Origin of the sequence: Aureibaculum flavum (genome assembly GCF_016406085.1) — a bacterium.
GTDB classification, from domain to species: domain Bacteria; phylum Bacteroidota; class Bacteroidia; order Flavobacteriales; family Flavobacteriaceae; genus Aureibaculum; species Aureibaculum flavum.
The window spans coordinates 546070-562760 of record NZ_JAEHFJ010000003.1 but is presented as its reverse complement, the minus strand read 5'-3'; the positions used below and the strand labels follow the sequence as shown (position 1 = coordinate 562760).

Genomic DNA, 16691 nt, shown 5'->3' with positions numbered 1-16691 from the left:
TTTCTATAGTTTTTCTCCATAACATAAATCGCCAGCATCGCCTAAGCCTGGTACAATGTATCCTCTAGAGTTTAATTGATCATCGATAGTAGCTATCCATAAATGTGTGTCTTCAGGAAATACTTTTTCTATATAATTTATACCTTCTGTAGATCCAATGACTGAAATAATATGAATTTGCTTCGGTGTTCCATGATCTTTAAAACTTTTAAGTACATTTTCTAAAGTTTTACCTGTTGCCAACATAGGATCTGCTAAAAGCAAAACTTTATTATTTAAAGTTGGTGAGGCCAAATAATTAACAATGACTTCAAAATCATCATTATCATTTGGATGATGTCTATACGCAGAAACAAAAGCGTTTTCTGCATTGTCAAAATAATTTAACAACCCCTGATGTAAAGGAAATCCTGCACGTAAAATAGAGCAAAGTACTAACTCATCTTGTAATACCGAAACTTTCTTATCACCTAATGGCGTTTTTACATTTTTAGATTTAAAATCTAATGTTTTACTTATTTCATAAGAGAGAATTTCACCAACACGTTCAATGTTTCTTCTGAACCGCATACTATCTTTTTGAATATCAGTAGCTCTCAGTTCTGCAATAAATTGATTTAAAATTGAATTGTGTTCTTCAAAATTGTGGAGTATCATAAAAATTTGACTTTATACAAAAATACAATTTTATATTTCACTTTTTTGGTTATATCATTTCAATTAACCAAATATTAAATACCTTTTAAAACATAAATAATGGAAGTAAAATATTTACAAACTTAAAAACGTACTTTACCCATAAAAGATTAACACACGGAAGTATTTACAGATTTTATGTTAGCAAACCCCGAGTATAGTTATTTATTTGGAGTTGTAAGCTTTCTACTTATAATAATAGGCTTGATACTCGATTGAGATTGGGTTGTAGAACCTCGTGGAGACTATAATAATATTTGCACCATATAGTAATGTTTGGACGAAAAACGGTTCGTATAGTATATGGATTAATTATATTTACGGGAATTCTTGCTTATTTGTATGGCTTTTTTAAGTACAACCCAAGTTTATATCCAAAGTAAATTTCTGTTCCTAATTAAAGGTTCTACTATTTTTTAAATTTATCGTATCTTCACAGCCTTAAACATAAAAACTAAAAATTAAATTATGGGATTATTTTCATTTATTAAAAACGCTGGTGCAAAAGTATTTGGCATTGGAAAAACTACAGAAGAAGAAGCATTAGAAGATGCAGCGAAAGCAACTGAACTAGCTCGTGTAAAAGCAAGTAAATTGGTTAATGCTGTTGAAGCTTTAGGCTTTGGTGTAACGGACTTAGACATATCTGTTGACGGTGATTTAGCACTTGTTTACGGAGAAGCTGAAAATCAAGCTACTCGTGAAAAAATAGTATTAGTTGTAGGCAACACAGAAGGTATTGCAAGTGTTGACGACAGAATGACAACTGCTGTTCAAGAGCCCGAAGCTCAATTTCATACGGTTGTTAGTGGAGATACGCTTGGTAAAATTGCAAAAACATATTATGGTAATGCTATGAAGTACCCTGTAATATTTGAAGCTAACAAACCAATGTTATCAGATCCTGATAAAATTTATCCAGGACAAATGTTACGTATTCCTGCTTTGGACTAAAATAACACATGTTATAATATCAAAAAACCTCCAAATTGGAGGTTTTTTTGTTTCAAATTAATACCGGATAGACTCTAAAATAATTGATAATAAATTTGAGTTATATTTCATTTAAATGAAATAGAAAATATAAGCATAGTTTTGACTACGGTTCTATTTTATTTTGAAATATAAAGGTAATAGAAACAAATTTAATCGAGTATTTTAATGACTATTTGGTATGTATCTATAAATGAAAACGAAGTCCTAATGAAATATTATGTTGTTCTACTAGTGCATCTTTAAAAATTGGATTTAAATCATACTTTAAATAGATTGTAGTATCTCCAAATCCAGCATATGTACTTAATCCATATATAAAATTTGGGGAGTTGTAGTCACGTTTAATTTTATCTTTTACATTTTCACCATCTATTTTATATTTTAATTTTTGACGTGTACCTAAGTTAAATCCACCATAGCCACCGATTCCAAATCTGAACTTTTTATGAGTGGAATATCTGATACTTTGTTCTGTTTTTTTAACCTTTGAAGGACCAAACTCAAAATGAACAGGGAAGACCAAATTATCCATACGTAGTTTCGATTTTTTTAATTCATAATCAAACTCTTGCAGTTCTGTTTGACCATTATTGTTTACAAAATATTGGTTACCCTCTGGTTTTAAACCATTAAATTGAAACGAAAGTCCATAATTTAATCTTAAGAAATTGGAGTTTTTAAATACACGTGTTTGCCACTCCCATCCTAATTCAAAAAAGCGGCTTCCCCCTACTTTATATGGAGAGTCATCTAAGGACTGATTTTCTATTAATGCATTGTTCAAACCCACAGCTATAATTAAAGCCGATGTAGTTCTATCATCATATTTCACTTTTTTAGGTCGATTATCTTGAACTTTTACACCAAAAATATAGTCATTATCTAAATCTTTGTGTCCCATTCCTAGTACAATTCTTGAAGCTCCTAATGAATCTTTCTCACTAATCATTAACATTTCACCATCATTCCTTTCTAGCAAAGCAATTTTATTATCAATTATAGCATTTCTATTTTCGATATTCAATGCTCTTTTTTTTGCTGCTGCTTCCTTTAAACTTTGAGCTTCACTTTCAGTTATTTGTTTATTTTTTAAACGGTTGTTAATGCTTTCAATTTCGTTTTTCAGAGCTTCTTTTTCCTGAGTAGCTACATATTCCTTTTGGAACTTCAAGCTCTTAATCATTGGTATACTATCCTCTTGTGCGTTTAAATTTAGGGTGCTAAATACCATTAGCAAACCTATTACATAGATACTTTTGTTCATTTTGTTAAATTTTTTTTAATTATTAATTTGAATCGGCAAGGGCATTTTTTGTTTCTAATATTCCTTTTTTAAGTAAGTCGAAAAGTTTGTCTTTTAAAGGTCTTTCTAATTCTCCTTCAACTTCGTTCAATAAAGCCATAGCATCAACAGAACGATCTTGGCGAAATATTTTGTTCTGCAATATTTCTTTTTGAGCTTGAAGAATTAAAGCATCAACTTCTAAATCTGTTAAAGTGCTGCTATCTTTCTCAAGTTTATCAACTTTAGCAACTACTTCAGCAATTTTTTGTTGTATTATTTCTTCTTGACTAAACACGACTTTGTCATTTTTAACTTTCTGTTGAGTTTGAACTATAGCCATCGCATTATCTTCATTTATTATTGGTTTTTTAATTTCTTTTTCTAACCTCTCAACTTTTTCTTTTTTATAACCTTCTTTACTATTACTTGGTGTTACCACCTCTGTATTTGCAATTTGATTTTCTTCAACTTCTTTTGCTAATGAATTTGAATCCCTTTCTATAATTTCAATATTTTCTTTATTAGTTTCAACCACAGTATTACTATCATTACTATCAGTTTTATCATAATTGAAATATATTGTTGAAATAATAAGTAATCCAGCAAAACTTGCGGCAACACCTAACCACATATAACGAGGTTTCTTTTCTTTTTGAGGTGGTTCTAATTTATTAGAAATTTTGTTCCATGCATTATCAGATGGTTGAATTTCTCGCCTATTTAGCTCCTCTTTTATATGTTGTTCAAATTTATTTTGTGCCATAACCTATAATTTTCTGCTGCTTTAATTTTTCTTGAAGCATTTTTCGTGCTTTAAACAATTGTGATTTAGATGTACTTTCTGAAATATCTAACATCTTAGCAATCTCTTGATGTTTATAACCCTCTACAGTATTTAAAACAAACACCGTTTTATAACCTGTAGGTAACGCATCAATTAACAACTGAATGTGAGCAACGTCTAGTTCAGAAGTAAAAGTTTCAACATCATTATTCCGATCAATAATATCATCGTCATAAACCACAAATTGCTGTTTCCTAAGGTGTGAAATAGATTCCCTTACCATAATTTTCCGTATCCAACCTTCAAAACTGCCTTCGTGTTTAAACGAACTTAAATGCTTAAAAACTTTTACAAACCCATTAATCATTACATCTTCTGCAAAATGCAAATCATTAATATACTGCCTACATACACTTAACATTTTTGGTGCATGCTTTTCATACAACGCCTGCTGTGCTTGCCTGTTTTCAGCAGCAGCCTTATTTATCAATTGTTTTTCGTTGGTATAAAATGAAATGATTTTCAATTGTTTTTGTTTTCTATTTATATAGACGCAGCGATGTTAAAAATAGTTGCCTGAAGTAAAATAAATTTTTAAAAAGATTCGAAAACGGCACTGTTTAATTGAATCTTCTTAAATCATTTTTAGTAAAATTCCACTCTGGAGTATATAACTGTTCCAAGTTTTCAGCATTATACCAAGGGGAAATTTCCGTATTGTTAAAATTCTTTAAAACATGTATTTCTTGTGCAGGCATATAACTCTGTGCTAGTAGAAATAGCTTTTTACCCGCTATATTTTTAGCAATATCTACCACAATTACGGCATGACCGGGACTACCTCCTTGAATAAAAATATCGCCTATTTGCATTTGACTAATTGAAATTTTCTTCAACTCTTTCTCTAAAGATAGGGTTCCGGCATAACTAAAGACCATGGTTAAATATTTATCGAAGCTAGATCTTGAGTCACTTTTAGAACTTCCACCATACCAACTTACTTTATTTCCTTTTACCGAAATTCGTTGACCCGTTCTCCATTTGCTATAATTAGCATTAAACCCGTTAGTGAAATTAAAATGAATGCTATCATATTTCTTTTGTTGGTAGAGATAATCGGCTCGTAAACGCATGGTGGCATCTGCACATTGTTGCAAATCGCGTTTGCCAACACTGACATCAAAAATAGCAGCATGCACGTCTTGTCGGTTCTTTAAATTACCATTATAAATCTGAACTTGCTTGCCATGCTCTTTTAAAGGATAGTTTTGTAAAAAATAGCCAAATGATTCTTTTTGAAGTGAATCTCTTTTATAGCCGATTGGTGGATGAAATCTAGTTTTTAACGTATTTCCGTCAGGATTGAGTAGATTATGTTTTACTGTTGGAGCAATGGCTGTAATTAACGAATTCTGTGATATACTTTCCTTTTTACAGGAAAAAAGTACAATTAACAGAATAATACTTGTAATTTTTTTTGTCATGTGATTAGATTATCAACTATTATTCCATAAAAGTTTACAAAACCTATTAAATGATCTCAGCAATTTTATCGACCACAGTTTGTGGATCAATACTCCGCATTACATCTTCATAGCCTTCACAAATTTTATTACCATAAATTGAACATGGTAACTTCGGATATTTCTCTAAATCTGGTAAAATTTGATACTCTTGCGGTTGGTTAAATGGAGTGAATCCTGCATAGGGATGGGTAACACCCCAAATGGTGATGGTTTTTACGCCTTGCATGGCCGATAAATGTCCGTTCGCAGAATCCATACTAAGCATACCATCTAAATTTGAAATCAAAGCTAACTCTTCCTTAAAATTTAACTTTCCGGCTACCGTAATAGTATCTGAATAACGGTTTTCTAGATCGTTTAAGGCCTTTATTTCCTTTTCACCACCTCCAAACAGTAATACTTTATAATTGTTAGATACCGTCAGCTTATCAATTACCTTTTCTATTAAATCTAATGGATACATTTTACCTTGATGCTGTGCAAAAGGAGCAATACCAATCCACTTTTTATGATCTAAACCTATTAGATTAGTTATCCTTTCTGATAATTTTTCTTTTTCTGGAAAAATAGGATTCAATAAATTTATTGGATAACCTAATTTTCCAAATACATCCGCATAACGTTCGTGTGAAGTTTTAAGCGGTTTAAAAATCTTATTCTCAATACGTGTTAATGCTTTTTTTTCCGCCCTACCCTTATCAATTACCGCCATTTTTATCCCAAAAAGAAAAAATCGCAACACTTTTGATCGCAACACATTATGTAAATCGGCAAATGCATTGAACTTCAATTGTTTCAATTCTTTACTCAACTTATACAAACCCATAAGACCCTTATGTGTTCCTTTTACATCTGCGGCGTAAAAGTGCACATTAGGAATATCATCAAACAAAGGTTTGAGAAAAGTCCTGGAAACCATTGTTATTTTAACTGTTGGGTATTGTTCTACCAAAGCTCTAATAATGGGAACGACCATCGCCACATCGCCCATTGCAGAGAGACGAATAACTAATATATGTGTTGATTTAGAGTCCATAAATTTCGAATAAAAATACTAAAAATAACACCTCTATTATAAAAAAATCCCACATAGTTTTGAAAACCATGTAGGACTTAATCTTTAAATCTATTTCAAAAATTGAATACTAGTTATTTACAATTTTCTCTTGATGTTCAATAGACTCTTGGTGGATAGATTTGAATATTTTTTCTATAAAATCTTCGCTAAGCCCATTTAGTTTACCTTCATTAACCATTCCTTGCATTACTTCTGACCATCGGCTACGTTGTAAAATAGCAACGTTACTTTCTTTTTTCACCTTACCAATGTTTTCAACAACATCCATTCTATCAGCTAATAAATCAATTAATTGTTTGTCTAATACATTGATTTCAGCTCTTAAATTATTCAATTTAGCTAAAGAATCTTTTTCTTCAACTCTACCTTTACGAACTTTAAGCTCTTCTGTAATTTCTTTTAATCTAGCTGGTGTAATTTGTTGTTTAGCATCACTCCATGCGTTATCTGGATCAAAATGAGTTTCTATCATTAAGCCTTCAAATTTTAAATCTAAAGAAGTCTGACATACATCAAAAAGACCTTCACGCTCACCACAAATGTGCGAAGGATCATTAATAATAGGCAATGTTGGAAACCTTTGTTTTAAAGCAATAGGAATTTGCCATTGTGGTGTGTTTCTATATTTCGTCTTTTTAAAAGATGAGAAGCCTCTATGAATAGCTCCTAAATTCTTTATTCCCATAGTATGTAAACGCTCAATAGCACCAATCCACAATTCTAAATCAGGATTTATAGGATTTTTTACTAACACTATTTTATCAGTACCTGCCAATGCATCTGCAATTTCTTGTACAGCAAAAGGATTTACAGTTGTTCTTGCACCAATCCAAATGATATCAATATCAAATTCTAAAGCTAACTTAGCATGCTCTGCATTTGCCACTTCAACAGTAGTTAACATTCCTGTTTCTTCCTTTACTTTAGCCATCCATGGTAATGCTTTTACACCATTGCCTTCGAAATTTCCTGGACGTGTTCTTGGTTTCCAAATACCTGCTCTAAAAACAGTAGCATCCGTTTCTTTTAATTGATGAGCTATTTTTAAAACTTGCTCTTCCGTTTCTGCACTACATGGTCCGGCAATTACTAAAGGATGGTTTAACTCCATCTTCTTTAACCATGTTGAAAAGTCTACTGATTCCATAATTTCTTCTGTTTGCGATTAAATACTACTGCGTATTATATTTATTATTAATTATTTTTTACTTATTGATTTCTAGATGATTAATTACTTAACAATACCATCTAGTATGTTTTTAATTCTGTTTGTGTTCTCCATAATATTAAAAACTTCTTCATTTGACCCCTCTTCAATCTTATTTTTAAAGGTTTCTAGGTTTTTTATATACTCGGTTAACGATTTTAAAACGTTCTCCTTGTTTTGCAAAAAAATAGGTGTCCACATTGCGGGAGAACTTTTTGCTAAACGCACCGTTGATCTAAATCCACTCCCTGCCATATTAAAAATATTGTGCTCATTTGGCTCAATTTCTAGCACCGTTTTACCTAACATAAATGAACTTATATGCGATAAATGTGAAACATAAGCAATGTGTTTATCATGCTCATCAGCTTTCATAAAAGTGGTTCGCATTTCTAATTTATCAAAAATTTGCAATGCTTTTTCTAATATGTTTTTATCTGATAACTTTTTTTCACAAATTATATTAATCTTATTGGTAAACAAACCACTAAATGCTGCTTCCGGTCCTGAAAACTCAGTACCAGCAATAGGGTGGGCTGCTACATAATTCCTTCTATTTGGATGTTCTTTTACCTGATTACATACTTGCCCTTTTACTGACCCTACATCAAAAACCAATGTGTTTTCATTAATTTGATCTAAAACCGATTTTGTAACTGGAGGTATTGCATCGGCAGGAACGGCAACAATTACCACGTCTGCTTCAGTTAAAATTGAATCAGCTCCAATTTCATCTATAATGCCTAATTCCAATGCTTTATTAGTATGATTTACATTTCTATCAATTCCAATAATATGATAATTACCATTTTTCTTAAGGTCAATTGCCATTGAACCTCCTATTAACCCTAAACCGATAACAACTACTTTTTCCATTTAATTAGCTCTCAATATTCGACTTAATACTTCGCTCAACACTTCTTCTGTAACACATAATGAAAGTCTTATATAGCCTTCTCCATTGGTTCCAAAAATAGTACCTGGAGCTAGAAACACATCATAGGTATATAATAAATCATCTGCTGTTTGCTCTGCCGTTAATCCAATTGGTAATTTTGCCCAAACAAACAGTCCAGAGGCATCCTTGTCATATGTACAACCTAACGCATCCGCAATCTTCCAAGCGATATTTCTACGTTTTTCATAAATAATATTTAAGTTGTTAAACCAACTATAATCCGATTGTAGGGCTGCAATTGCTCCCTGTTGAATTCCATAAAACATTCCAGAATCCATATTACTTTTTACTTGTAAAACCGTATTCATATGCTCAGCGGAACCCAATAGCATCCCTACACGCCAACCTGCCATATTAAAAGTTTTACTGAGTGAATTTAGCTCTAACGCCACCTCTTTTGCTCCATCTATATTTAAAATACTAAGTGGATTATCATTTAAGATAAAACTATATGGATTGTCATTTATTAAAATAATATCATGCTTTTTCGCAAAGGCAATCAGGTTTTTAAACAACTCTTTTGTTGGCTTTTTACCTGTTGGCATATGAGGATAATTTACCCACATTAACTTAACTTTAGATAAATCAGATTTTTCTAAAGTTTCTAAATCAGGTAACCAATTGTTTTCATCAACCAAATCGTAATACACAGGTTGAGCTTCTAATAAATTAGTAACTGAAGTATAGGTAGGATAACCAGGATTTGGAATTAAAACTTCATCACCTACATTTAAAAATGCCATTGAAATGTGCATTATACCTTCTTTGGAACCCATTAAAGGCAAAATCTCATTCTCTGGGTTTATATCAACATCGTAATATTTATTATAGAAATTAGAAATGGCAGCTCTAAACTCCGGTAAACCTTGATAACTTTGGTAACCGTGAATATTATTTTGTTCTAACGCATTCTGCATTGCTCTACTTACAGTAATTGGTGGATCCAGATCAGGACTTCCAATACCAATATTAATTATCGGTTTGCCAGCTGCCTTAAGCTGACGAACTTCCCTTAATTTACGAGAAAAGTAGTATTCTTTTACGCTATTTAATCTGTTGGCTTTAGCTGTCATGCTTACGTTTACTTTGTTTGTATTCTCCAATTACTTTTAAATCACTCACTTTATTTTTAACTTCTATAATCGCCTTCTGAAATTGTTGATAATCATCAAAAACAACATCTGCAAAAAAAGAATAATTCCAAGGGTTATCTATTATTGGTAACGATTGTATTTTAGACAGATTCATATTAAAGCTTGCAAAAATACGTAATACCTCAGACAAACTTCCTGTATGATGGTGTGTTACAAAACGCAATGACGCCTTATTAACATCTGTAGAGCTTTTGATATTACCATTACTTTTCTTTAAGATAAAAAAGCGGGTATAGTTTAGCTTCCTTGTTTGTATTTCACTTTCAATGATATTCAAATTATAAATTTCCGCAGCCATGTTACTCGCGATAGCAGCAATACCCATCAACTTTTTATCTTGAATTTGCTTTGCAACCTCTGCCGTATCACTTTCTTCAACTAATTTTATATTTGGATAATCTCTAAAGTATTTTCTACATTGTAATATTGCCATAGGATGCGACCAGACTTCTTTTATGTCAGATAATGACTGCCCTTCCAATGCCATTAAATTATGATGAATAGGCAAATGTACTTCGCCATGAATTCTTAAATCAAATTCATCAATCAGAGCATAATTTGATAAAATAGAACCTGCTAATGTATTTTCAATGGCCATAACCGCACCATCGACTTTATTAGAATTAATTAGTTGAGGCATTACATCAAAAGACAAGCACTCTGTTAAATTAACATCTTCACCAAAATATTGATGAGCCACGATGTGGTGAAATGAGCCTAAAATACCTTGAATAGCAATATTCATGTTTAAAAATTTACAATTGAATTGGTTAAAACTTAATCTATCTTAAAAAGTTTAAATCAATTCATAAAAAAAGCCTCGAATTAACGAGGCTTATATATGATTGTGTTTACAAATTATTGTTCTAAAACACCAACAAAGCCTCGCTCCATCTTATAAAAATAAAAGAAGTAGAAATAAGCTTGCCAAGTGTTAAATAAATTCATTTTCTCTGTTTGAAAAGACAAATCTATTATTAAAAATTTAATAAACAAATTATTTTTAGTGATATATACTCTTTTTTATTGAATTTTCAATAATACCTAACTTTCATTTTTAATAAAAGACTAAAAGATGCCCTCAGCCTAAATTATAGTAAAAGTTATTTTTTGGTTTCTGATAAAAAAGCAACTTTAGCAAAAAAAGAATTAATAAGTTTAACTTTACACAATAAGCAATAATCTTTTTTAAAATGACCATCAACCCAATCAGCACATTCAAGTTTGCAGTATTAACCAGCATTTTGTTATTTATGACATCATGTAAAACTGAACAAAAAAACGACAAAACACCAACTACAGAAAATAAAAAACCTAATATTGTTTTTATAATGTCAGACGATCATGCGTATCAAGCGATAAGTGCCTATTCTGATAAATTAATAAAAACCCCAAACATAGATAGAATTGCCAACGAAGGCATGTTGTTTAGTAATGCAAGTGTTACTAATTCTATTTGTTCGCCATCAAGAGCGGTTATCCTTACAGGAAAACATAGTCATTTAAATGGAAAAATTGATAATTTGAGTTCATTTGACACCACCAATGTTACTTTCCCGCAATTGTTGCAAAATGCAGGTTATCAAACAGCAATGTTTGGTAAACTTCACTTTGGTAACAACCCCAAGGGATTTGATGAGTTTAAAATCTTACCTGGGCAAGGCAGTTACTATAACCCTCAGTTTATTACTCAAAAAGGTGATACCACAATAAATGGTTATGTAACTGATATTACTACTGACTTGGCGTTAGATTGGTTAAAAAATAGAAGAGTAGCTGATAAGCCATTTCTTCTGATGTACTTGCACAAAGCACCACACCGAGCATGGTATCCTACTAAAAAATATTATACTGAATATACTAAAAAAACATTCCCATTACCTGAAACTCTATTTGATAATTACGAAGGTAGAACTGCGGCTAAAACTGCCGAAATGAATATTCTAGAACATATGCATTTAGCTTATGATAATAAAATAGACAAAGAGGTCTTAAAAAAACTAAACATTTTTGATGGAATGGGAAGGTCTGAAATAAAAAGAATGACTGCTGAGCAACGTAGCAGTTGGGATAGTGTTTACAATCCTATTATTACAGATTTTGAAAAGCGATACCCTACGATGGACGACAAACAATTAATGGAATGGAAATACCAACGCTATCTACAAGATTATTTAGGTACTATTGCTTCTGTTGATGATAATGTTGGACGAGTGTTAGATTATCTTGATGAAGAAAAACTATCAGAAAATACAATAATAGTTTACACTTCTGACCAAGGTTTTTATCTTGGTGAACATGGCTGGTTTGATAAACGCTTTATGTATGACGAATCTTTTAAAACTCCTTTATTGATAAAATGGCCAAATAAAATTACCGCAGGAACAACAGAAGATGAAATGGTTCAAAATCTTGATTTTGCTCAAACTTTTCTAGATATAGCAGGTGTTGAAGCTCCTGAAGAAATGCAAGGTGAAAGTTTAGTGCCTCTTTTAAAAGGAGAAAAAGAAAAATGGGACAGAGATGCTGTGTATTACCATTATTATGAATATCCTGCAGAACATGCTGTAAAACGTCATTATGGTATTGCTACTAAAGAATTTAAAATTATTCATTTTTACTACGACATTGATGAATGGGAATTTTATGACCGTAAAAAAGATCCGCAAGAAATGAATAACCTTATCAATGACAAAAACTATGCAGATACTATTACAGAAATGAAGCAAAAATTAAAAGAGGTTAGAGCAAAATATAAAGATTCAGAAACATTGGATAATCATTATATTGAATTGTATAAGGATAAGAAAAAACATTAGTTTTCACTAGTAAAACTTACAGGAGCTAGGAATAAAGTTAATAATGATTAAAAAAGTTTACTTTTTTATATATTACTATATTTATAGATCAATAAGAAAAAAAGATAAATCAACTGCAGTTGGAACTGCAGCGATGGTTTTTGCGACTGTAGAAGGTTTCAATATTTTGGTCATTTTTAGTTTTATTAAAAAGATATTGGATTATAATGTTTACGAAAAGTTAGGAAAACTATTGTTCGTTTTTTATTAATTCTTTTATTAATTTTAAATTTAGCAATCATTTATTATAAGAGTTGGTATAAAGACATTATGAAAAAATATGAAGATTTCTCAGATGAAGAGCATAAAATGAACTGGAAAATTACTTTAAGTATATGTTAGTCTCTTTTTTATTAGTCCTTATTATTCCCCCTGTTCTCGACAGTTTGTAACTGGTGGTTTTTTTAGACTTACCTCTTGATCAATCGATCCTCCCCATCCGTTAACCATTCTAGCGAAAAGCTCACAAAAGGATTTTCAGTATAATTATCCTTTTCAAAAAACAAACCAATATCTCCATTTTTAAGAATGGTTAAAGAGGAATAGGCAGAACTTCCCGCATAGATAGTCTTTCCTTTTGACCATGTTTTCCCTTCGTCATAACTTATCTTTACAGACATATTTTCTCGCTTATCTTTACTGTTGGCATTCGAGAAAAGCAATCTATTCTTTTTATAACCATCTTCAATTGAAGTATATCTTATGATACTGGCATTACAAGCAGGGTCAATCAACTCGGTTTGCGGTTCGGTTTTCCACGTTTTTCCATTGTCTTTAGAAGTATGGGTATAACGCATTCCCGCTTTATTGACGCGAGCATTAATCATTAATGTTCCGTCAACCAATTCAATTATTTTAGATTCGTCTGCTGGTTTTAAGGGACTATCTATAAAAAACCATGACTTACCATGATCGTCGCTTCCAAAAACATGCATGCCGCTTTCTAAATTCACCATGCAATGTAATAGCCGACCATCTCTGGTCTGAATCCCCCTGCCAGAAGTAATGAATTTGAAATCGTTGTGCCATTCAGGTTTTGCAATTTGAGAGGTAATATCTTCGGGTTTGGACCACGTTAACCCATTGTCTGAACTTTTAGTAACATGTAAATAATAAACATTTAATTCCTTCTCTAAATTCATATAATTATAGAACATAAAAATTTCATTTGTTTTAGTATCGACAATCATAGAAGGGTCTGATGCTGATTGTCCATATGGAAAATCGACTACTCGTTCTATATCAGACCAATTTTTGCCATTATCTGAACTCCTTCTAATAACTATATTAATTTCTTTACTCCATTTTAAATCACCACAAGAAGGTATACGCTCATCAATGGCTGCAATAAGATCTCCGTTTGGAGCAGTAACTAATGAAGGTATGCGGTAACAACTAACGCTATCCACCATAGAGGAATTAAATAAATCTGTAAATACAATTTTTTCCAAATTCATTTTAGTCTCCAATTTTTGCCCATTTGTGTACAATGAGAAAGATAAAACGGCTATTAAAATTAATTTATTCATTATTTAGTTTTGGTTTAGCTTTAAACGCATATCGTAAAGCTATACTTATAATTTTAAATACCGAGTATTTCTTCCTAAATTGCTGAAGATTTTATAATTATAGTAACCCAACCCATAATTCTAGACAACTATGAAACCAATTATTTATGCTTTCCTCCTACTTTTTATAATAAAAGTAAATGCTCAAGTAAATGTAACCTATCAGAAACCCTCAAAAGAAATTTTAGATTTAGTTGATGTGCCATTGGCTCCATCAGTTATTATGGATGACAATAAATCTGTTATGGTTTTTTTATACAGAGATTCCTTTAAAACCATTGCTGAACTTTCTGAAGATGAGCTACGCTTGGGAGGACTACGAATAAATCCAAAAACTAATATTGGTAGTAGAACTAACTACTATAACAATATTAAAATGCAAAGTTTAGCCAATAAAAAAGCTGAACTATTGCAAATTTCAGGTTTACCCAAAAACCCAAGAATTGCCAATTTTAGTTGGAGTCCTAATCAAAAAAAGATTGCCTTTACACAAACTACACCTGAAGGTGTTGAATTATGGGTAATAGACATTGCTTCTGTAAGTGCTAGAAAATTAACAGAACCAAAAATCAATGCAAACATGCGAGATGTTATCAATTGGTTTAATGACAGCGAATCTGTCTTGGTAAAAATGCTTTCTGAAAATAGAAAAGAATTGATTAATACGAGTGAAGCCATCCCTACAGGACCAACAGTTTCTGTTAATGATGGTAAAAAAGCTCAAAATAGAACTTATCAAGATTTATTAAAAAATCCTAATGACGAACATAATTTTGAACAATTGGCATTATCAGAATTATACAAAATTTCTTTAAATGGAGATACGCTTAAATGGCTAGAAACTGATATGTATGGATCTATTACGTTTTCACCTGATGGAAAATACGTAATGGTAAATTCTATTCAAAAACCATTTTCATATCTTGTTACTTATGGCCGTTTTCCTTCTAAAACTAAAATTTATGCTAAAAATGGTATGGAAATAGCGAATGTGTTAGAGTCTCCGTTATTAGAAGACTTACCGCAAGGTTTTATGGCAGTTAAAAAAGGTAGAAGAAACATGACTTGGCGTTCTGACAAACCTGCAACCCTGATTTATGCCAAAGCATTAGATGGCGGTGACCCTGAAAATAAAGTCGATTTTAGAGATGAAGTTTTTCAATTAGAAACTCCGTTTAAAGGAGATGGTAAAAGTATTTTAAAAACTATAAATCGTTATTCTGGCATTCAATGGGCAAATGACAATATTGCTATTGCCTCTGATTATTGGTGGAACACTAGAAATACCAAAACCTATACTTTTAACCCATCTGATGCAACTCAAAAACCTGTAATTCTAGTTGATAGAAATTATCAAGATGCTTATGCCAATCCCGGTTATTTCGTGACTAAAAGAAACGAAATGGGACGTTCTGTAATAGCTCTAGACAAGGCTAATAATACCTATTTATTAGGTGATGGTTATTCTGATAAAGGACAATTTCCATTTGTGGATAAATTGAATTTAGAAACAAACAAAAAAGAACGTGTATACCAATCTGCATATACCGATAAACTTGAAGATATTTATGATTATGATGTGGATAAAAATGAACTACTTGTAAGAATTGAATCGCCAAGTGAATACCCAAATTATTATTTTAGAAAATTGCGAAATAAAAAATTAACGCAGTTGACTGCTTTTGAGAATCCGTTTAAGGCTATTCAAGATGTTCATAAAGAAGTTATCAATTATAAACGTGATGATGGTTTAGAACTTTCTGGCACATTATATCTTCCGGTTGGTTATGACATAGAGAAAAAAGAAAAAATGCCAATGATTTTATGGGCATACCCAAGAGAGTTTAAAGACAAAAGTAGTGCCTCACAAAATACAAGTAACCCAAACGAGTTTATTTCTCCGTATTGGGGATCTCCAATTTATTGGGTAAATAAAGGTTACGTGGTTTTAGATGATGCCGCATTCCCAATTGTAGGTGAAGGAGATGAGCAACCTAATGATACTTTTAGAACACAATTGGTAACCAATGCAAAAGCCGCTATTGATGCCGTAGATAGTTTGGGGTATATTGACAGAAACCGCGTTGCCGTAGGCGGACATAGTTACGGAGCATTTATGGTAGCCAATTTACTATCTCATTGTAATTTATTTGCTGCGGGTATTGCAAGAAGTGGTGCTTACAATAGAACTTTAACTCCTTTCGGGTTTCAAAGTGAAGAACGTAATTACTGGGAAGCTCCAGAAGTGTATTACGCAATGTCTCCATTTATGCATGCTGATAAAATGAAAACTCCTTTGTTGATGACGCATGGTATTGCTGATAACAATTCAGGGACCTATCCTCTGCAAAGCGAGCGTTATTTTAATGCTTTAAAAGGATTAGGAGCAACTGTAAGGCTAGTAATGCTACCAAAAGAAAGTCATGGTTACAGAGCAAAAGAAAGTATCTTACATCTGCTTTGGGAACAAGACCAATGGTTGGAAAAATATGTAAAGAATAAATAACAAACACACCTTTTAAAATCTCCTCCTTGAAAAAAGGAGGAGAATAAAAGATTGTAATTCTATTATCAAAAATTC

General features: G+C 31.7%; 14 protein-coding genes. 3 read left to right on the top strand and 11 right to left on the bottom strand.

Annotation, left to right across the window (positions count from 1 at the left end; translation table 11 throughout):
- Positions 1–3 precede the first annotated feature (3 nt).
- Entirely contained in the window at positions 4–657 is a 654-nt protein-coding gene (gene upp, locus JBL43_RS08300) for a uracil phosphoribosyltransferase (RefSeq protein WP_198840983.1), read from the bottom strand.
- A 507-nt stretch (positions 658–1164) separates the two neighbouring features.
- Between upp and lysM the strand changes: the two genes are divergently transcribed.
- Positions 1165–1650, top strand: coding sequence for a peptidoglycan-binding protein LysM (gene lysM / locus JBL43_RS08295; RefSeq protein ID WP_198840982.1), 486 nt, complete (start codon positions 1165–1167; stop codon positions 1648–1650).
- A gap of 226 nt (positions 1651–1876) precedes the next feature.
- Here the strand turns inward: lysM and JBL43_RS08290 are convergent, their stop codons facing one another.
- The 9 genes from JBL43_RS08290 to JBL43_RS08250 form a co-directional block, all read right to left on the bottom strand.
- Positions 1877–2956 carry a porin family protein gene (locus JBL43_RS08290; protein ID WP_198840981.1) on the bottom strand — a complete coding sequence of 360 codons (1080 nt, stop codon included), beginning with the start codon at positions 2954–2956 and terminating at the stop codon, positions 1877–1879.
- A 22-nt stretch (positions 2957–2978) separates the two neighbouring features.
- A complete protein-coding gene (locus JBL43_RS08285; protein ID WP_198840980.1) occupies positions 2979–3740 on the bottom strand; it encodes a hypothetical protein in 762 nt (253 codons plus the stop codon).
- Complete coding sequence (locus JBL43_RS08280; protein ID WP_198840979.1) at positions 3727–4287, bottom strand: RNA polymerase sigma factor; 561 nt, start codon at positions 4285–4287, stop codon at positions 3727–3729. Before JBL43_RS08280 ends, JBL43_RS08285 begins: the two co-directional genes overlap by 14 nt.
- Positions 4288–4381: 94 nt before the next feature.
- Entirely contained in the window at positions 4382–5245 is an 864-nt protein-coding gene (locus tag JBL43_RS08275) for a DUF4846 domain-containing protein (protein WP_198840978.1), read from the bottom strand.
- A 46-nt stretch (positions 5246–5291) separates the two neighbouring features.
- A complete protein-coding gene (locus tag JBL43_RS08270; protein ID WP_233098720.1) occupies positions 5292–6323 on the bottom strand; it encodes a glycosyltransferase family 9 protein in 1032 nt (343 codons plus the stop codon).
- Positions 6324–6432: 109 nt separating this feature from the next.
- The gene (locus JBL43_RS08265; RefSeq protein WP_198840977.1) at positions 6433–7512 is read right to left on the bottom strand and encodes a bifunctional 3-deoxy-7-phosphoheptulonate synthase/chorismate mutase type II; all 1080 of its coding nucleotides are present in this window, start codon (positions 7510–7512) and stop codon (positions 6433–6435) included.
- 84 nt (positions 7513–7596) lie between these two features.
- Positions 7597–8448 (bottom strand): prephenate dehydrogenase, encoded by an 852-nt coding sequence (locus JBL43_RS08260; RefSeq protein ID WP_198840976.1) that lies wholly within the window; start codon positions 8446–8448, stop codon positions 7597–7599.
- The gene (locus JBL43_RS08255) at positions 8449–9603 is read right to left on the bottom strand and encodes a pyridoxal phosphate-dependent aminotransferase (protein WP_198840975.1); all 1155 of its coding nucleotides are present in this window, start codon (positions 9601–9603) and stop codon (positions 8449–8451) included.
- On the bottom strand, positions 9593–10429 hold the full coding sequence (locus tag JBL43_RS08250; RefSeq protein WP_198840974.1) for a prephenate dehydratase: 837 nt from the start codon (positions 10427–10429) through the stop codon (positions 9593–9595). Before JBL43_RS08250 ends, JBL43_RS08255 begins: the two co-directional genes overlap by 11 nt.
- 448 nt (positions 10430–10877) lie before the next feature.
- Here JBL43_RS08250 and JBL43_RS08245 point away from each other — a divergent pair, with 448 nt between their 5' ends.
- Positions 10878–12503, top strand: a complete 1626-nt coding sequence (locus JBL43_RS08245; protein ID WP_198840973.1) for a sulfatase family protein — start codon at positions 10878–10880, stop codon at positions 12501–12503.
- A gap of 449 nt (positions 12504–12952) precedes the next feature.
- Here the strand turns inward: JBL43_RS08245 and JBL43_RS08240 are convergent, their stop codons facing one another.
- The gene (locus JBL43_RS08240; RefSeq protein ID WP_198840972.1) at positions 12953–14071 is read right to left on the bottom strand and encodes a sialidase family protein; all 1119 of its coding nucleotides are present in this window, start codon (positions 14069–14071) and stop codon (positions 12953–12955) included.
- Positions 14072–14201: 130 nt separating this feature from the next.
- On the opposite strand from JBL43_RS08240, the gene JBL43_RS08235 reads away from it, so the two are divergent.
- On the top strand, positions 14202–16616 hold the full coding sequence (locus JBL43_RS08235) for an alpha/beta hydrolase family protein (RefSeq protein WP_198840971.1): 2415 nt from the start codon (positions 14202–14204) through the stop codon (positions 16614–16616).
- Positions 16617–16691: the final 75 nt, after the last annotated feature.